This is a genomic window from Streptomyces sp. NPDC047017, from assembly GCF_040644175.1.
Lineage (GTDB): Bacteria > Actinomycetota > Actinomycetes > Streptomycetales > Streptomycetaceae > Streptomyces.
Window position 1 is genome coordinate 165,507 of sequence record NZ_JBEYVW010000019.1, and the last position, 17,776, is coordinate 183,282.

Consider the following 17,776-nt stretch of genomic DNA (forward strand, 5'->3'; position numbering starts at 1 on the left):
ACACGTACCGCGTGCCGCGGACCGTCAGGTCGTGGACCGGCGCCTGCGCGCCCCGGGCCGCCGCTCGCTCGGCCGGGTGACCGGGTCACCGGCCTCCAGGGCCGCCGCGCGCCGGCGCAGCCCGAAGTCGGCCAGGGCCTCGGCCAGCTTGAGGACCGACGGCTCGGGAGCCATCACGTCCACCCGCAGTCCGTGCTCCTCCGCGGTCTTCGCGGTGGCCGGGCCGATGCAGGCGATCACCGTCACGTTGTGCGGCTTGCCCGCGATGCCGACCAGATTGCGGACCGTCGAGGACGACGTGAACAGCACCGCGTCGAAACCGCCGCCCTTGATCGCCTCCCGGGTCTCGGCCGGCGGCGGCGAGGCGCGGACCGTGCGGTACGCGGTCACGTCGTCGACCTCCCAGCCCAGCTCGATCAGCCCGGCGACCAGGGTCTCCGTGGCGATGTCGGCGCGCGGCAGGAAGACACGGTCGATCGGGTCGAAGACCGGGTCGTAGGGCGGCCAGTCCTCCAGCAGGCCCGCCGCCGACTGCTCCCCGCTGGGCACGAGGTCCGGCTTCACGCCGAAGGCGATCAGCGCCTTGGCGGTCTGCTCGCCCACCGCGGCGACCTTGATGCCCGCGAAGGCACGGGCGTCGAGGCCGTACTCCTCGAACTTCTCGCGGACCGCCTTCACCGCGTTGACCGAGGTGAACGCGATCCACTCGTAGCGGCCGGTCACCAGGCCCTTGACCGCGCGCTCCATCTGCTGCGGGGTGCGCGGCGGCTCCACGGCGATGGTGGGCACCTCGTGCGGCACCGCGCCATAGGAACGGAGCTGGTCGGAGAGCGAGACGGCCTGCTCCTTGGTGCGCGGCACCAGGACCTTCCAGCCGAACAGCGGCTTGGACTCGAACCAGGACAGCTGGTCGCGCTGCGCGGCGGCGCTGCGCTCGCCGACCACCGCTATCACCGGCCGGCCGCCGTCCGGGGACGGCAGCACCTTGGCCTGTTTGAGGGTCTGCGCGACCGTCCCGAGCGTGGCCGTCCAGGTCCGCTGGCGGGTGGTGGTGCCGGCGATGGTCACCGTCATCGGGGTGTCCGGCTTGCGGCCCGCGGACACCAGCTCACCGGCCGCCGCGGCGACCGAGTCCAGCGTGGTGGACACCACGACCGTGCCGTCCGAGGCGCCGACCTCCGTCCAGCAGCGGTCGGAGGCCGTCCGGGCGTCGACGAAGCGCACGTCGGTGCCCTCGGCGTCGCGCAGCGGCACACCGGCGTACGCGGGCACGCCGACGGCGCTCGCGACACCGGGGACCACCTCGAAGGGGACCCCGGCCGCGGCGCAGGCGAGCATCTCCGCGGCGGCGTCCGTGTCCAGGCCGGGGTCCCCGGTCACCGCACGGACGACCCGCCTGCCGCCCCGCGCGGCCTCCATGACAAGATGTGCGGCATCCCGCACCGCGGGGGCCCCGACGGGTGCTGACGTACCGTCAACAACCGTGAGCTGAGGCGCGCCTGTGCCCGGGACCGGGTCCGACGCGGGGTCGGGGTCCGTGGGCACGACGGCGACGCCCTGTCGGGCGTGCGTGCGTACGACGTCGAGCACCTCGTGCTCGGCGACGAGGACGTCCGCGTTCGCCAGCGCCTCCACGGCGCGCAGTGTGAGCAGTCCCGGATCTCCGGGTCCGGCACCGAGGAAGGTGACGTGCCCGTGTTCCGGACCGGCGGGAAGGGTGGTGGGGCTCAATGTGCTCGCTCCCCCATAAGACCGGCCGCGCCCTGGGCGAGCATCTCGGTGGCGAGTTCGCGACCGAGAGCCATCGCCGCATCGTGCGTCCGGGGCACGGGACCGGTGGTGGACAGCTGCACCAGTGCGGTGCCGTCGGTGGTGCCGACGACGCCCCGCAGGCGCATTTCCTTGACAGTCTGCGCGTCGGCCTGGCGGCCCCCCCGCTCCAGCGGAGCCGAGAGCGGGGAAAGGTCGGCCAAGGCGCCCACAGGGGCGCTGCAACCGGCCTCCAGGGCGGCGAGCAGTGACCGCTCGGCCGTCACGGCGGCCCGCGTGAACGGGTCGTCGAGTCGGGCGAGCGCGGCGATCAGGTCCGCGTCGTGCGCGGCGCACTCGATCGCCAGGGCCCCCTGGCCGGGGGCGGGCAGAACCGTGTCGACCGACAGGAAGTCGGTCACCTCGTCGCTGCGGCCGATCCGGTGGAGTCCGGCCGCGGCCAGCACCACCGCGTCCAGCTCGCCGCCGCGGACGTATCCGATGCGCGTGTCGACATTGCCCCGGATCGGGACCGTCTCGATGTCCAGGCCGTGGGCGCGGGCGTACGCGTTGAGCTGGGCCATGCGGCGCGGCGCGCCGGTGCCTATGCGCGCCCCGCGGGGCAGGTCGGTGAACTTCAGCGCGTCCCGGGCGACGACCACGTCCCGCGGGTCCTCGCGCTCGGGTATCGCGGCCAGGACGAGGTCCTCGGGCTGCGTGGTGGGCAGGTCCTTGAGCGAATGAACCGCGAAGTCCACCTCACCCCGCAGCAGCGCCTCGCGCAGCGCGGCGACGAACACGCCGGTGCCGCCGATCTGCGCCAGATGCTCGCGGGAGACGTCGCCGTACGTGGTGATCTCGACGAGCTCGACGGGCCGTCCGGTCACCTGGCTCACGGCATCCGCCACCTGCCCGGACTGGGCCAGGGCGAGCTTGCTGCGCCTGGTCCCCAGCCTCAGTGCCTTCTCAGTCATGCTGGCCCTCGGTTCATGCCGTTCTTCTCGGAGTCCGCACCGGCCCGGGAGACGGAGGCCACCGTCTCGGGGTCCAGGTCGAACAGGGTGCGCAACGCGTCCGCGTACCCGGCGCCGCCGGGTTCGGCCGCGAGCTGCTTGACCCGGACGGTCGGCGCGTGCAGCAGCTTGTCCACCACCCGCCGTACGGTCTGGGTGATCTCCGCCCGGTGCTTGTCGTCCAGGCCGGGCAACCGCCCTTCCAGGCGGGCGATCTCGCTGGTCACGACGTCGGCGGCCATGGTGCGCAGGGCGACCACGGTGGGCGTGATGTGCGCCGCCCGCTGGGCCGCCCCGAAGGCCGCGACCTCGTCGGCGACGATCCGGCGGACCTGGTCGACGTCGGCGGCCATCGGCGCGTCGGCGGAGGCCTCGGCGAGCGACTCGATGTCCACCAGGAGTGCCCCGGCCAGCCGGTGCACGGCCGCGTCGACGTCGCGCGGCATGGCCAGGTCGAGGACGGACAGGGCGGGCTCGGGGCGCGGGGCGGCCGGGACCGGCTCGGGCTTGCGGCGCTCGGGAATGCGGCCGACGGTGGCGACGGTCGCGGCCAGCGCGGTGATCAGCTCGGCGTCGGCGCCGGCCGCCGCCTGCGCGTCGTGTTCGCGGCCCCGCTCCAGCAGGGAGGTGCCGCCGTCCACCCAGGCGCTGTGCTGCTCCAGGGTGGCCGCGTCCAGGCCGGCGACCGCGGACTCGCCCAGCAGGTTGAAGCCGGGCTCCACGGCGGCCAGGTCGAGCGGGCAGCCCTCCTCGGCGCCGACGCTGGTCGGCGGCAGCGGCGTCTCGCGCCCGTCCGGCTTCGCGGCCGTACGGCGCTGCCCGGCGTCCCCGGCCGGGCGGTCGCCCGCGGGTGCCGCGAGGTCGGCGGCGGGTGTCCCGGTGCGGCCCTCGACCGCGGCGGCGACCGCCGCGGCGGTCAGGACGAGTCCCGTCGCACCCGTGCAGGAGACGGCGACGTCCGCACGTGCCAGCTCGGCCGGCACCGCGTCCATCGGTACCGCGCGGGCCGGCACGTTCGTGTCGTCGCCCTCGGCCAGGATCCGCGCCAGGCGCTCGGCGCGCTCCGCGGTCCGGTTGGCGATCACGATCTCGGCGACCCCGGCCCGCGCCAGCGTGGCCGCGGCCAGCGACGACATCGAGCCGGCACCGATGACCAGGGCCTTCTTGCCGTGCGCCCATGCGGTGACGGGCCGGCCCACGGACAGCTGCTCCAGGCCGAAGGTGACCAGGGACTGCCCGGCGCGGTCGATGCCGGTCTCCGAGTGGGCGCGCTTGCCGACCCGCAGGGCCTGCTGGAACAGGTCGTTCAGCAGCCGCCCGGCGGTGTGCAGCTCCTGCGCGCGGGCCAGGGAGTCCTTTATCTGGCCGAGGATCTGGCCCTCCCCGACGACCATCGAGTCCAGGCCACAGGCCACCGAGAACAGGTGGTGGACGGCCCGGTCCTCGTAGTGCACGTAGAGATAAGGGGTCAGCTCGTCCAGGCCGACGCCGCTGTGCCGGGCGAGCAGCGTGGACAGCTCGGCGACACCGGCGTGGAACTTGTCCACGTCGGCGTACAGCTCGATCCGGTTGCAGGTGGCGAGGACGGCGGCCTCGGCGGCCGGTTCGGCGGCGACGGTGTCCTGGAGCAGCTTGATCCGGTCGTCCGGGTTCAGCGAGGCGCGCTCCAGGACGCTGACCGGGGCGCTGCGGTGGCTCAGTCCGACGACGAGGAGGCTCATGCCGGCATCACGGCGGGGACGTCCCCGTCGGGCCCCTGGTCGGCGGAGTGCTTGCGGACGGCCGCGGCGGCGGGCGCCGTGCCCTCGGCGGCGGCCTCCTCACCGGCCTTGCGCTGCTCGTGGAAGGCGAGGATCTGCAGCTCGATGGAGAGGTCGACCTTGCGCACGTCGACGCCCTCGGGGACGTTCAGCACGGTCGGCGCGAAGTTCAGGATGGAGGTGACGCCGGCGGCGACCAGCCGGTCGCAGACCTGCTGCGCGGCGCCGGCCGGGGTCGCGATCACGCCGATCGAGACACCGTCGTCCTGGATGATCCGCTCCAGCTCGTCGGTGTGCTGGACCGGGATGCCGGCGACCGGCTTGCCGGCCATCGCCGGGTCGGCGTCGATGAGGGCGGCGACCCGGAAGCCGCGGGAGGCGAAGCCCCCGTAGTTGGCGAGCGCGGCGCCGAGGTTGCCGATACCGACGATCACGACCGGCCAGTCCTGGGTGAGGCCCAGTTCGCGGGAGATCTGGTACACGAGATACTCGACGTCGTAGCCCACGCCCCGGGTCCCGTAGGAACCGAGGTAGGAGAAGTCCTTGCGCAGCTTGGCGGAGTTGACGCCCGCCGCGGCCGCCAGCTCCTCGGAGGAGACGGTGGGCACCGAGCGCTCCGACAGCCCGGTCAGGGCGCGGAGGTACAGCGGAAGCCGGGCGACGGTGGCCTCGGGAATCCCTCGGCTACGGGTCGCCGGTCGGTGAGTTCGGCCAGTTGCCACGGTGCTCCTGCGGGTAGAGCGGGGCTGTGGGCGGTCATACGTCCCCGGACCGCCCCGTCGACAGCAGGCTATGTCTTTGTGAACGCGTGCACAAAGATGGTGTCCGATTTGCCCGGCCAACGTGACCGGGGTCACGCGCCCCCGGCGTGAAGTCGGGGAACCGACGCGCCCGCGCCGCCGTTCCTTGCTTGTTGGGGGCAAAACCGCACACGCTCCTCTACGATCCCCGCCCCCGAGACCAAGTCGCCGTCGATCCTAAGCGACTTCCGGCCACTTTGTACCCACCGGTCAGTTCGCGGCCGGTTCCCGCCCGGTTCCCGTCCGGCCGGTCAGCCGGCCAGCGCCCGGCGCAGCCGCTCCTCGTTCACCCGCCAGAAGGTGTGCTGCTCGCCGTCGATCAGCACCACCGGGATCTGCTCCCAGTACCGCTCGTGCAGCTCGGGGTCCTCGGTGATGTCCCGCGGCTCCCAGCGGACGCCGAGATCGGCGCACACCTTCTCGACCACGAGCTGCGCGTCGTCGCACAGATGGCAGCCGGGCTTGCGGACCAGGGTGACGAGCCGGTCCCGGGCGGAGCCGGACGCGCGGCGGAAGAGAGGGGTCATACCGGCCATTGTCGCCCCGCCCGCCACCGCCCTGGCCCCTGCTGCGGCGCCCCTTGATCGCCGGGCTCAAGTGCACGGTCACCCGGAGTTCACCGCCCGCGAACCTCTCGGCTCCGGAACGCCCGAACAGACTGGCTATGCTCACGCCATGGCCGCTCTCGGATGGCTCACCCCCCGTAGGCGCTCCGCCACGGCGCGGAGCGTGTTGGCAGGCGAGGCCTCGGCGGAGGCAGCGCGCAAGTCCACCCGGACGGACGAGGCGGACACCGCCCCGCCGGCCGAGCGGGAACCGGAGTTCCCGGTCCCCGGCGACGACCGCGCCGCCGCCTTCTTCGACCTGGACAACACCGTGATGCAGGGCGCCGCGCTGTTCCACTTCGGCCGCGGCCTGTACAAGCGCAAGTTCTTCGAGACCCGCGACCTGGCCCGGTTCGCCTGGCAGCAGGCGTGGTTCCGGCTGGCCGGCGTCGAGGACCCCGAGCACATGCAGGACGCCCGCGACTCGGCCCTGTCGATCGTCAAGGGCCACCGCGTCGCCGAGCTGAAGTCCATCGGCGAGGAGATCTACGACGAGTACATGGCCGAGCGGATCTGGCCGGGCACCCGGGCGCTCGCCGAGGCCCACCTCGACGCCGGCCAGAAGGTGTGGCTGGTCACCGCGGCGCCGGTGGAGATCGCCCAGGTCATCGCCCGCCGCCTCGGCCTGACCGGCGCGCTCGGCACGGTCGCCGAGTCGGTCGCCGGCGTCTACACCGGCCGCCTGGTGGGCGAACCGCTGCACGGGCCGGCCAAGGCCGAGGCGGTACGCGCGCTGGCGGCGGCGGAGGCCCTGGACCTGTCCCGCTGCGCCGCCTACAGCGACTCCCACAACGACATCCCCATGCTGTCGCTGGTCGGCCACCCCTACGCCATCAACCCCGACGCCAAACTCCGGCGGCACGCCCGCGAGATGGACTGGCGGCTGCGCGACTACCGCACCGGCCGCAAGGCCGCGCGGGTCGGCATCCCCGCGGCGGCCGGCGTCGGCGCGGTGGCCGGCGGCACCGCGGCGGCCATCGCGCTGCACCGGCGGCGCCGCTGACGCGGTGCCCGGTGATCCGCACCCGAGCACCTTCGGTCACCCTCGCACGGCACACCCGGATTCCGGTCGGACGACCGAACATACCCAGTGACCTTGCCCGCCATGCGGGTTGGCGGTACATCGCCACAAGACGTCCCCGAGCTACCGCGAACCCGAGCCGTTCCGATCAGAAACCGGTCACTTCTGGCTGCTCGAACGGTCCTCAATCGGCTACGGAAACGACGTAATCGATGATTTGAGCAACTCGGTGTAGCAGTCCCTGCACGAAGCGTTATTCTCCTCAGACGCAAACCGATACCGCTTCGTCGCCACGACGGGTGAACGGTTCCGCACAGCACGTGATGCAAGCTCTGCCTCTGGGAGTCCCGTGTACCCACACGTCGGGGTTGACGCCTCGGGCCTGGCTACGCTCCGCGCAACGGTCCTCGACCTGCTGCGCGGTCTCGTCCCCACCGCGTACGCCGACCCCGCCTTCGCCACCGCCGCGCCGCTCGGCCCGCGCTACGCCCTGGCCGACGGCATGGAGCAGGCGCCCGCGCGCAGCGCCGTCGTCGAGGGGCGCAGCGCCGTCGACGGCCGCACGGCCGGCCGGCGCGGCCGCCCGGCCGCCGCGGCCACGGTCCGCCGGCCCGCCGCGGACAGCGACAGCGCCCGGATGATGGAGCTGGTCGAACGCGCCCAGGCCGGCGAGGCCGAAGCCTTCGGCCGCCTCTACGACCAGTACAACGACACCGTGTACCGGTACATCTACTACCGGGTGGGCGGCAAGGCGACCGCCGAGGACCTGACCAGCGAGACCTTCCTACGGGCCCTGCGCCGCATCGGCACCTTCACCTGGCAGGGCCGCGACTTCGGCGCCTGGCTGGTCACCATCGCCCGCAACCTCGTCGCCGACCACTTCAAGTCGAGCCGCTTCCGCCTGGAGGTCACCACCGGCGAGATGCTCGACGCCAACGAGGTCGAGCGCTCCCCCGAGGACTCCGTCCTGGAGTCGCTGTCCAACGCCGCCCTGCTGGAGGCGGTGCGGCGGCTCAACCCCCAGCAGCAGGAGTGCGTGACCCTGCGCTTCCTGCAGGGCCTGTCCGTGGCGGAGACCGCCCGGGTGATGGGCAAGAACGAGGGCGCGATCAAGACCCTCCAGTACCGCGCCGTGCGCACACTCGCCCGGCTGCTGCCGGACGACGCCCGCTGACCGGTGACCGCTGATCGCTGACCGGTGACCGCTCCGGGCCGCCCGCACCGGCCGTCCACGCGGGGTCACTTCCAACTCACCCTCTGTTGACGTACGTTGACTTCTCAAGCCGATCCTCCGCGGTCCGTAACCGAAGTGCCGAGCCGCTCGTTGTGCGGGATACAGGCTCCCTGCGGTCACGCCTTGGCCCACGCTGATCACCCGATCGGGTGGCGGTGGTCCGTGCGTGCAACCCTCAAGGACCCCCGGGGAGTCGACCGTCATGACGAGAGGAGGTGCCGCCAGTGATCGCGAACGTATCGGCGCACCGGCGGGCGAACGCCTTCGCCCAGGCCCTGGAGGAGCTGTCCGACCGGGGCGCGGCGGCCGAGCAGTCCGAGGGACCCGACCCCGCCCCGGCGGCGGAGCGGACCGAGCAGGGCCCTTTGCTGGCCCTCGCCACCGGTCTCGCCGCGCTGCCCCGGCCGGAGCTGGACCCCGAGGTCAAGGTCGTCCAGCGGGCCCGCCTGGTGGCCGCGATGGAGGCCATGCTGCAGGAGGGCACCGCCGCGGGCGAGGCGGGTGAGCTGTCGGTACCCGGCCAGCGCGGCCACCGGGGCAAGGGCGCCCACCGGGCGAGCGGCCTGGGCAAACTGCGGCCACGCACCCGGCTGACCAAGGGCCTGGCCGCGGGCGGGCTGAGCGTCGGAGTGGCCGCGAGCGCCTTCGGCGGCGTCGCCGCCGCCAGCTCCGACGCCCTCCCCGGTGACTCGCTGTACGGCCTCAAGCGCGGCATCGAGGACTTCCGGCTCAACTACCTGACCGACGGGGCCGACAGCCAGGGCCAGGCCTATCTCGACCTGGCCTCGACCCGGCTGAGCGAGGCCCGCCGGCTGCTCGACCGCGGCCGCGGCGGCCACCTGGACCACGAGTCCCTCGGCGAGATCCGCCGCACCCTGACCGGGATGCAGCACGACGCCACCGAGGGCCACCGCCTGCTCCACGAGGCGTACGAGCGCGACCCGGAGTCCCTCGGGCCCATCCAGGCGCTCTCCACCTTCTCCCGGTCCCACCGGGAGGTCTGGGGCGCGCTGCGCCAGAAGCTGCCCGTGCAGCTCGGGGACGTCAGCGAGCAGGTGTCGTCGGCGTTCGACGCCATAGACCAAGAGGTCGCCCCGCTCCAGTCGCTGCTCCCCGAGCACACCGCCCCGGGCAGCGGCGACGGCAAGCGACACGGCACGTCGCCCGCGTCGTCCGCCGGCCCCTCCGGCTCCGGTCACGCCACCCGGCCCGGCACCGGCGGCGGCACGCCCTCGGGCGGCCACCGCTCCGGCAGCGGCAGCCCCAGCACCTCGGCCTCCGGCAGCGTCGGCGGCGACGGGCTGATCGGCGGCGCCGCCGGCGGGCTGCTCGACCCGCCGCAGTCCAGCGGCAGCGCCACACCGTCCACCGGCAAGCCGCCCGCCGGCGGCCCCGACGTGACGATCCCGCCACTCCTGCCGGGTCTGCTCCCCGGCCTCGGCATCAACGGCGAGGACACCAAGTAGCACCCCACGGCGGTACGGCGACGGGGGCGCCCCTCTCACCGGGGGCGCCCCCGTCGCCGTACCGTCCGCCGTCCCGCCGCCCCGGGGCGGCACCCTCAGCAGAACGGATTCTTCAGAAGAACACCGACCGCCGCCGCACCAGCAGCTTGTACAGCGTGTGCTGGATCTGTTCGCGGACCTGATCGGTCAGGTTGAACATGAGCATCGGATCGTCGGCCGCCTCCGGCGGATACCCGTCCGTGCGGATCGGCTCTCCGAACTGGATCGTCCACTTCGTCGGCAGCGGGACCGCGCCCAGCGGCCCCAGCCAGGGGAAGGTGGGCGTCAGCGGGAAGTACGGGAAGCCGAGCAGCCGGGCGAGCGTCTTGGCGTTGCCGATCATCGGGTAGATCTCCTCCGCCCCGACGATCGAGCAGGGGATGATCGGCGCGCCCTGGCGCAGCGCGGTGGAGACGAACCCGCCACGGCCGAAACGCTGCAGCTTGTAGCGCTCGCCGAACGGCTTCCCGATGCCCTTGAAGCCCTCCGGCATCACCCCGACCAGCTCGCCCTGCGCCAGCAGCCGTCCGGCGTCCTCCGCGCAGGCCAGGGTGTGGCCCAGCTTGCGGGCCAGCTCGTTGACCACCGGCAGCACGAAGACCAGATCGGCCGCGAGCAGCCGCAGATGGCGTCCGGCCGGATGGTGGTCGTGCACGGCGACCTGCATCATCAGGCCGTCCAGCGGCAGCGTGCCCGAGTGGTTGGCGACGATCAGCGCGCCGCCCTCCTTCGGGATGTTCTCCACGCCCTTCACCTCGACCCGGAAGTACTTCTCGTACACCGGCCGCAGCAGGGACATCAGGACCTGATCGGTCAGCTCGGCGTCGTAACCGAAGTCGTCGACGTCGTACTCGCCGGTGAGCCGGCGCCGCAGGAACGCCAGGCCGCTCGCGATCCGCCGCTCCAGGCCGCCGTCACCGTCCGCCGGGTCCCCCGCCGCCGGCCGGCCCGGCGCGGCCGCCCCGCCGGGAGCAGGCTCGTCGTCCGGCGCCGCCGGCGCGGGCGCGAGCGGCTGGACTCCCCGGACCGCCGCGGGCTCGGTGCCGGAGCGCCGGCTCCCCCCGCTCCGGCGGCGCGACGGCCGTGCGCCGCCGCCCCCGCGGGACCGGTCGTCGTCGAAGGGAATGACCTTGGCGTCCGCCATCGTTGCTGCGCTCCTCAGTTGGCGCTCTGCGTCGTGGGGTGGCCGCTGCCCCGGTGCGACAGGGCGGCGATCCGGTCGACGGCCCCCGCGAGGGCCTCCGGCGGCAGCAGGCCCGGGCCGCGGCTGCGGACGAAGTCCGCGAACGCCTCCGCGGTCGTGTAGCCGGGTTCGAAGCCGAGCGTCCCGCGCATCTCGTCCGTGGCGACGACCCGGCCGTGGGTGAGCAGTCGGATCTGCTCGGGTGAGAAGTCCGTCATCCCCAGCGTACGCACCAGCGAGCCCGCCCAGGTGACCGCGGGCAGCAGCAGCGGCACCGTGGGGCGGCCCAGCCGCCGCGCGCACTGCGAGAGCAGCAGCACGCCGTCGCCGGCGATGTTGAACGTGCCGCTGTTGAGGGTGCCGCGGCGGGCCTCGCGCGAGGCGATCCGCAGCACCTCGATCACGTCGTCCTCGTGCGCGAACTGCAGCCGCGGGTCGTAGCCGAACACGGTCGGCAGCACCGGCAGCGCGAAGTACGAGGCGAGCGGGGTGTCCACCGTGGGCCCGAGGATGTTGGCGAAGCGCAGCACGCACACGGCCACGTCCGGGCGCCGCCGCGCGAAGCCGCGCACATAGCCCTCGACCTCGACGGCGTCCTTGGCGAAGCCGCCGCTGGGCAGCGACTTGGCGGGGGTGGTCTCGGTGAACACGGCGGGGTCGCGGGGCGCGGAGCCGTAGACGTTGGTGGAGGACTTCACCACCAGCCGGCGCACGCTCGGGGACTTCTGGCAGGCGCCGAGCAGCTGCATGGTGCCGATGACGTTGGTCTCCTTGACCGTGGCCCGGCTGCCGCCGCCCAGCGCGGTGCCGGTCACGTCCAGGTGCACGACCGTGTCGGCGCCGGTCTCGGCGAGCACCCGCGCGACGGTGGGCTGCCGGATGTCCGCCTGGACGAACTCGGCCCCGCCCAGTTCGTGCTCGGGCGGCACCACGTCCACCGCGATCACCTGGTCCACCTGCGCGTCCCGCTGGATCCGCCGGACGAACCGGCCGGCGAGCCGGCGGGCCGCTCCGGTCACGAGCACGGTCTGTCCCAAGATCAGCGCCTTCCTTCACGTCGCCTGCCGCGTTCCCCGTGTGCGGCCAACCTATCCGCTCGGTGTCGCGCTGTGATGTCCGTCGGCTGCGTGACGTGACGAAAGTGGCCCTCCACCGCACGGGTGGAGGGCCACGAACACGCTTTCGCGATGTCGCGCACCGACAGGGGCGCGACCGGCGTCACTACTTCTTGTTGCGACGCTGGACGCGGGTGCGCTTCAGCAGCTTGCGGTGCTTCTTCTTGGCCATCCGCTTGCGCCGCTTCTTGATAACAGAGCCCACGACTACCCTCGCTCACTTCTCATCACTCGGTGTTTGGGCGCCATGGGCCCACACGACCTACGAGGGGCTAGCCTACCCGCCCGAGTGCTGAGGTCGTTAATCGAGGTGTTCGCCGGGACTCCCTCAGGCGGTGTCCACCCCCACATAGCTCTCGCGAAGGTACTCGTGAACCGCTTGCTCCGGGACGCGGAAGGACCGCCCCACCCGGATCGCGGGCAGATGACCGCTGTGCACCAGCCGGTACACGGTCATCTTCGACACTCGCATCACCGAGGCTACCTCCGCCACGGTGAGGAACTGGACCTCGTTCAGAGGCCTCTCGCCAGCTGCAGCCATGACACACCTGCACCTTCCGCACGCGACGGCCACCGGCTTCCCCTTCCGGTGACTCTTCGTCGCTGCGTGCTCACTCCCCAGACTAGGGGCGTGTGGTGCGAGTGGGGAAGAGGTGCATGCACCGGCGGTCTACGGTGCCGGCCGCGCTCGCTGGAGTACGTAGCGGATGAGCGGACGGTAGTAGTCGGCTCGCACACCGTCATCGAGGGGCACGACGACGGCCACGCGCCCCTCCGCCTGACCCACGAACGGCGCGGGATCGTCCGTGTCGGCCGGACCCATCGCCTCGAACCCCAGCTGACCTGCTCCGCAGACCCAGCCGTGGTCCCCGATCACCAGCTCGGGCAGCGGCCCGCCGGCGTCCGCGGCCGCCTCCAGAGCCAGCCGTACGGGCAGCGGCGAGTGGGTGTGCGCGCCGGGCTCACCACCCGTGCGCCCGCCGTCCCAGGGCCGGACCAGACCGACCCCGCGTACATAGTCGAGGCGGTGCGTACGTAGACCGAACCGGGTCGTCATGTCGACACGGCGACCCTGCGCCGGGGTGAGGACAGTACATCCCGCCGCCGACAAGGCGTCTGCCAGCGCGGCGTAGAAATCCAGCAGCCGGTGCGGATGCCCGGTGCCCAGGAGCACCGGGGCGCCGCGCCGGGCGACCGCGCCGAGCCGGTCCGCGAAGGCACCGAGCGCCGCCAGCGTCAGCGCGGGGTCGATCACATCGCGGCCGGCGGTGTGCCCGGGGTCGGCCGACACCCCGCACCTGCGCGCCATCAGCCGCAGCAACTCCCCCTGACCCCAGGCCCCTTCGGGGTCGATCCCGATCAGCACGCGGGGATCGCGGGCCGCGAACAGCCGGTAGCTGCGCAGGCTCGCCTCCCGGGTGGTGGCCACGGCCCCGGCCAGGCCGGTGCGCACCAGATGGGCCCGGAGCACAGTGGCGCTCGGCACGGCGGTGCTCGGCACAGTGGTGCTCGACACGGTGGTGCTCGACACGGCGGTGCTCGGCACGGATGGGCTCGACACGGATGCGATGGTGGCGGACGCCGCGGCCGGCCGTCCCGGAAACGGCCGAACACCGCACGGTCGGCGTAAGCACCCCGGCGGACGGCCGGGCGACCGGCCGCGCGATCCGCTACGCCAGCAGTCCCCGCAGCGGGAACACCGCCCGCCGGGTCGCCAGGACGGCCTGGTCGAGGCGGTCGGCCGGGTCGTACCCCGCCTCCCACCCGGCCCACTCCACCGGCCACCGCCCGTCCGTCATCCGCATCGGGCCCAACTGCCGCGTCCGCGCGTACACTTCCTGCCGCCAGCTCTCCGGGATCACCGTCCCCGGCTCCACCGGCCGCTCCGCCGCGATCCCCACCAGATGCGTCCAGGACCGGGGCACGACCTCCACCACCGCGTAGCCGCCCCCGCCGAGCGCGACCCACCTGCCCCCGGCGTACTCGTGCGCCAGGTCGTGACAGGCCACCTGCACGGCCCGCTGCGCGTCCAGCGACACCGCCAGATGCGCCAGCGGGTCCTCGAAGTGCGTGTCGGCCCCGTGCTGGGTGACCAGCACCTGCGGCCGGAAGTCCGCGAGCAGCTCCGGCACCACCGCGTGGAACGCCCGCAGCCAGCCCGCGTCGCCGGTCCCGGCGGGCAGCGCGACGTTCACCGCCGAGCCCTCCGCGCGGTCGGCGCCCGTCTCCTCGGGCCACCCGGTCTGCGGGAACAGCGTCCGGGGATGCTCGTGCAGCGAGACGGTCAGCACCCGCGGGTCCTCCCAGAACGCCGCCTGCACCCCGTCCCCGTGGTGCACGTCCACGTCCACGTACGCGACCCGCTCGGCGCCCAGCTCCAGCAGCCGCGCGATCGCCAGCGCCGCGTCGTTGTAGACGCAGAACCCGGAGGCCGCCCCCGGCATCGCGTGGTGCAGCCCGCCCGTGAAGTTCACCGCGTGCGGCGCCTCCCCGCGCCACACCGCCTCCGCCGCGCCCACCGACTGCCCCGCGATCAGCGCGGAGACCTCGTGCATCCCGGCGAACGCGGGATCGTCCACCGTCCCGAGCCCGTACGATCCGTCCGCCGCGCCCGGGTCCGCCGACGCGGCCTTCACCGCCTCGATGTAGTCCTGCCGGTGGACCAGCCGCAGCGTCGACTCCCCGGCCGGCTTGGCCGCGGCCAGGCGCACCTCGCGGTCGAGCCCGAGGGCACCGACCAGTTTCCGGGTCAGGGCGAGACGGACCGGGTCCATCGGATGGTCGGGGCCGAAGTCATACCCCGTCACTGCCTCGTCCCACATCAGCTGTGTGCGGCCGCTCATGCCCGCCACCGTATCGGTCCGCCGTCGGCGCGAACGAGCGGGCGTACACCAGCGTGACCAGCACCAGCACCATCGGCACCAGCATCGCCCCGCGATAGCTCCACGCGTCGCCCAGCGCGCCCACCAGCGGCGAGCCGACCAGGAAACCGACGTAGTTGAAGATGTTCAGCCGGGCGATCGCCGCGTCCGAGTCCCCCGGGAACAGCCGCCCGGCGGCGGCGAAGGTCTGCGGCACCAGCACGCACAGCCCGAGCCCCAGCAGCGTGAACCCGAGCATCCCCACCCAGGCCCCCGGCGCCGAGGCCACCACCGCGAAGCCCAGCGCCGCCACCAGCGCCCCCAGCCGCACCACGGCCGCCGCCCCGAACCGCCGCACCCCCACGTCCCCGATCGCCCGCCCCAGCAGCGTGGTGACCATGTAGACGTTGTACGGCACCGTCGCCAGCTGCTCCGAACTGCCCAGGGTGTCCTGGAGGTACTTGGCACTCCAGTTGGAGACGGTCGAGTCCCCGATGTACGCGAAGGTCATCACCAGGCACAGCGGCAGCAGCAGCCTGAAGACGACCGTCCCGCCCGCGCGCCCGCCGTCCCCGGCCGCCTCCCCGCCGGCACCGGGCCCGCCGTCCACGTACCACCGGCTGCCCACCAGCGTCGCCGGCAGCAGCACCGCCACCACCGGCAGGTACGACACCCACAGCGCCAGGTGCCAGTGCGCCCCCACCCAGGCCAGCGAGGCGCCCACGATCCCGCCCAGGCTGTAGGCGGCGTGGAAACTGAGCATGATGCTGCGCCCGTACGTCCGCTGCAGGCTCACGCCGAGCATGTTCATCGAGGCGTCCAGCGCGCCCACGGCCAGCCCGAACGCGGCGAGCGCGGCGGCCATCGAGGCGAGGCCGTGCCCGGCCCCGGCGCCGAGCAGGGCCAGCAGCACCAGCGGCTGCGACCAGCGCAGCAGCCGGCTGGGGCGTATCCGCTTCACCAGCTGCTCGGTGGTCACGCTGCCGACTCCGGCCAGGACCGGGACCGCCGCGAGCACGATGGGGAGCTGGGCGTCGGTGAGGCCGTAGCGGTCCTGGATCGCCGGGATGCGCGTCACCAGGAGGGCGAACGCGGCGCCCTGGGCGAAGAAGCTGAACGCCAGAGAGGCCCTACCGCGCCGCAGCACATCTGTCATGGCGGCGAGCGTAGGGCCCCTGGCTACCTGTGGGTAGATCCAGCCAAAGATGAATTTCCTTCAGCTTCTACCGAGGCGCTTGGTGCGGGTGCTTGGTGCGGGTGCTTGGTGCGGGTGGTTCAGGCGGCGGCGGTGACGGCGGCCGCGGGCTGACCGGCGGCGGCCCGGGCGGCCTCGGCCTCGGCCTCGGCGGCCATCATCTCCTCCATCGGTCCGGCGGCCAGTCCGCCGCTGACCACGAAGGCGACCCCCATCGCGGCGACCGTGAGGACCGTACCCAGCCAGACCATCGTGTCGACGGGCAGGGTGTAGGCGCCCACGATCCGCGCCACGCACTCGGCCAGCAGGGCCAGGCCCCAGACCACGGAGAACACGCGCTCCTTGGTGCGGAAGGCCGCGGAGCCGGCCGCCGCCCCGGACGCCAGCCGCTCCCAGGCGGCCTCCTTGGCGGTGTCGCCCTTCACCATGAAGGGCTTGAGTGCCGCGGTCATCATGGGCCTGCCGAGTGCCACGGAGACCAGGATGCCGATGGCGACCGTGCTGCTGACCCCGCTGTCCTTGGCGAGCATCAGCCGCGGGTCACCGGAGAGGAAGCTCAGCAGCAGCGAGACGACGTTCACGAACAGGATCAGGGCCGCCAGGGCGTTGATCCGGCGCTCGCTGATCAGGCTCCACACCGTCCGCACGGCCGGCACCGCGCTGCTCCAGGCCAGCGCCGCGAAGGTGCTCATGTCGAAGGCGTTCTTGAAGACGTAGTACGAGCCGAGCGGCACGGCCACGTCCAGGATCAGCGGCCGGAAGTTGTCCAGCGCGCTCGGGTTCTGCGTGGTGTTCCGGCTGTGGTTCCCCGTGTGCTTCGTCATGCCCCAAGCTTCGCCGCCCCAGGGGGTCCGCCGACAGAACCGATCGTCCGGAGGTCCGCATGACAAATGTCAGCCCCGCGCCGGTGGCCCCGGTCATGCCCCCGCTCATATCAGCAGGTCAGGCAAGTCTCCCATCTTTGCGAAGAGTTGAGTGGCACCGTCGAGCCGGTCGGCGGGCGTCATGGCGGTGAACCCGTACACGTCCATCCCGGCGGCCACGGCGGCCTGGACGCCCAGCGGGGAGTCCTCCACGACGACACAGCGGCCCGGTGCCACTCCCATCCGCTGGGCGGCGTGCAGGAAGAGGTCCGGCGCCGGCTTGCCCCGTCCGACGTCCTGCGAGCTGAAGATCCGGGACTCGTCGAACCACCGGTCGAGACCCGTCGTCCGGTGCCCCACCCGGATCCGCTCATGGCTGCCCGACGACGCGACACAGTACGGCGTCCCGTCGGCGGCCAGCTTCTCCAGGACCGTGCCGACGTCGGGCACCGGCTGCAACTCCCGCTGGAACGCCGCGAAGACACGCGCGTGGAAGACGTCGTCGAAGTCGTCCGGCAGCCGCTGTCCCGTGCGCTCCAGGACGAGGTCGTGGATCCGGTGCATCGCCGAGCCCATGTAGTCGCGGATGGAGTCCTCGTACGAGGTGGGGTGCCCCAGCTCGGTGAGGTAGGCGGCGAGGTGCCGGTTGGAGATGGGCTCGCTGTCGACGAGCACACCGTCGTTGTCGAAGATGACGAGGTCATAGCGCATGGGAAAGAGCCTAAACGCCCCCTGAACGCAGAAAAACCCCGCATCTTTCGATGCGGGGTTTTCCCGAAGAATTGTTCGGCGGTGTCCTACTCTCCCACAGGGTCCCCCCTGCAGTACCATCGGCGCTGTAAGGCTTAGCTTCCGGGTTCGGAATGTAACCG

At 72.9% G+C, this 17,776-nt stretch carries 17 protein-coding genes and 1 rRNA gene; 3 read left to right on the top strand and 15 right to left on the bottom strand.

The genetic code is table 11. The features are described 5' to 3' along the window. Window positions 1-24: 24 nt before the first annotated feature. The 5 genes from ABZ858_RS28765 to ABZ858_RS28785 form a co-directional block, all read right to left on the bottom strand. Window positions 25-1,731 carry a uroporphyrinogen-III synthase gene (locus ABZ858_RS28765; protein WP_361384739.1) on the bottom strand — a complete coding sequence of 569 codons (1,707 nt, stop codon included), beginning with the start codon at window positions 1,729-1,731 and terminating at the stop codon, window positions 25-27. Then, the gene (gene hemC / locus ABZ858_RS28770) at window positions 1,728-2,723 is read right to left on the bottom strand and encodes a hydroxymethylbilane synthase (RefSeq protein WP_361384742.1); all 996 of its coding nucleotides are present in this window, start codon (window positions 2,721-2,723) and stop codon (window positions 1,728-1,730) included. The genes ABZ858_RS28765 and hemC overlap by 4 nt, the downstream gene beginning before the upstream one ends. Next, window positions 2,720-4,483, bottom strand: a complete 1,764-nt coding sequence (locus ABZ858_RS28775) for a glutamyl-tRNA reductase (RefSeq protein WP_361384745.1) — start codon at window positions 4,481-4,483, stop codon at window positions 2,720-2,722. The genes hemC and ABZ858_RS28775 overlap by 4 nt, the downstream gene beginning before the upstream one ends. Then, window positions 4,480-5,244: a redox-sensing transcriptional repressor Rex gene (locus ABZ858_RS28780; protein WP_361384748.1), complete on the bottom strand. Its 765-nt coding sequence runs from the start codon at window positions 5,242-5,244 to the stop codon at window positions 4,480-4,482. Before ABZ858_RS28780 ends, ABZ858_RS28775 begins: the two co-directional genes overlap by 4 nt. Before the next feature lie 329 nt (window positions 5,245-5,573). Beyond that, the gene (locus ABZ858_RS28785) at window positions 5,574-5,849 is read right to left on the bottom strand and encodes a glutaredoxin family protein (protein WP_361384751.1); all 276 of its coding nucleotides are present in this window, start codon (window positions 5,847-5,849) and stop codon (window positions 5,574-5,576) included. Between the two features lie 148 nt (window positions 5,850-5,997). Here ABZ858_RS28785 and ABZ858_RS28790 point away from each other — a divergent pair, with 148 nt between their 5' ends. The 3 genes from ABZ858_RS28790 to ABZ858_RS28800 all read left to right on the top strand — a co-directional run bounded on the left by ABZ858_RS28790 (window position 5,998) and on the right by ABZ858_RS28800 (window position 9,648). Continuing rightward, window positions 5,998-6,930, top strand: coding sequence for an HAD-IB family hydrolase (locus ABZ858_RS28790; RefSeq protein WP_361384754.1), 933 nt, complete (start codon window positions 5,998-6,000; stop codon window positions 6,928-6,930). Window positions 6,931-7,297: 367 nt separating this feature from the next. Beyond that, on the top strand, window positions 7,298-8,122 hold the full coding sequence (locus ABZ858_RS28795; protein WP_361384757.1) for an ECF subfamily RNA polymerase sigma factor, BldN family: 825 nt from the start codon (window positions 7,298-7,300) through the stop codon (window positions 8,120-8,122). A gap of 284 nt (window positions 8,123-8,406) precedes the next feature. Continuing rightward, window positions 8,407-9,648, top strand: coding sequence for a DUF5667 domain-containing protein (locus tag ABZ858_RS28800; RefSeq protein WP_361384761.1), 1,242 nt, complete (start codon window positions 8,407-8,409; stop codon window positions 9,646-9,648). 112 nt (window positions 9,649-9,760) lie between these two features. Here the strand turns inward: ABZ858_RS28800 and ABZ858_RS28805 are convergent, their stop codons facing one another. From ABZ858_RS28805 to rrf, 10 genes are all read right to left on the bottom strand, one after another. After that, window positions 9,761-10,831 carry a lysophospholipid acyltransferase family protein gene (locus ABZ858_RS28805; RefSeq protein WP_361384764.1) on the bottom strand — a complete coding sequence of 357 codons (1,071 nt, stop codon included), beginning with the start codon at window positions 10,829-10,831 and terminating at the stop codon, window positions 9,761-9,763. Window positions 10,832-10,845: 14 nt separating this feature from the next. Beyond that, entirely contained in the window at window positions 10,846-11,907 is a 1,062-nt protein-coding gene (locus ABZ858_RS28810) for an NAD-dependent epimerase/dehydratase family protein (protein WP_361384767.1), read from the bottom strand. A gap of 184 nt (window positions 11,908-12,091) precedes the next feature. Then, on the bottom strand, window positions 12,092-12,190 hold the full coding sequence (locus ABZ858_RS28815) for an AURKAIP1/COX24 domain-containing protein (RefSeq protein WP_003948845.1): 99 nt from the start codon (window positions 12,188-12,190) through the stop codon (window positions 12,092-12,094). Window positions 12,191-12,313: 123 nt separating this feature from the next. After that, entirely contained in the window at window positions 12,314-12,526 is a 213-nt protein-coding gene (locus ABZ858_RS28820; RefSeq protein ID WP_157842153.1) for a helix-turn-helix domain-containing protein, read from the bottom strand. A gap of 129 nt (window positions 12,527-12,655) precedes the next feature. After that, window positions 12,656-13,471: a phosphatase gene (locus ABZ858_RS28825; RefSeq protein ID WP_361384811.1), complete on the bottom strand. Its 816-nt coding sequence runs from the start codon at window positions 13,469-13,471 to the stop codon at window positions 12,656-12,658. A gap of 184 nt (window positions 13,472-13,655) precedes the next feature. Then, window positions 13,656-14,828 (bottom strand): acetoin utilization protein AcuC, encoded by a 1,173-nt coding sequence (locus ABZ858_RS28830; protein ID WP_361384770.1) that lies wholly within the window; start codon window positions 14,826-14,828, stop codon window positions 13,656-13,658. After that, window positions 14,779-16,002, bottom strand: coding sequence for an MFS transporter (locus ABZ858_RS28835; RefSeq protein WP_361384773.1), 1,224 nt, complete (start codon window positions 16,000-16,002; stop codon window positions 14,779-14,781). The genes ABZ858_RS28830 and ABZ858_RS28835 overlap by 50 nt, the downstream gene beginning before the upstream one ends. Window positions 16,003-16,121: 119 nt before the next feature. After that, on the bottom strand, window positions 16,122-16,865 hold the full coding sequence (locus ABZ858_RS28840; RefSeq protein WP_361384776.1) for a VC0807 family protein: 744 nt from the start codon (window positions 16,863-16,865) through the stop codon (window positions 16,122-16,124). A 105-nt stretch (window positions 16,866-16,970) separates the two neighbouring features. Next, on the bottom strand, window positions 16,971-17,615 hold the full coding sequence (locus tag ABZ858_RS28845; protein WP_361384779.1) for an HAD family hydrolase: 645 nt from the start codon (window positions 17,613-17,615) through the stop codon (window positions 16,971-16,973). Between the two features lie 73 nt (window positions 17,616-17,688). Then, window positions 17,689-17,776: ribosomal RNA gene (rrf, locus tag ABZ858_RS28850) — 5S ribosomal RNA — on the bottom strand; the annotation flags it as partial.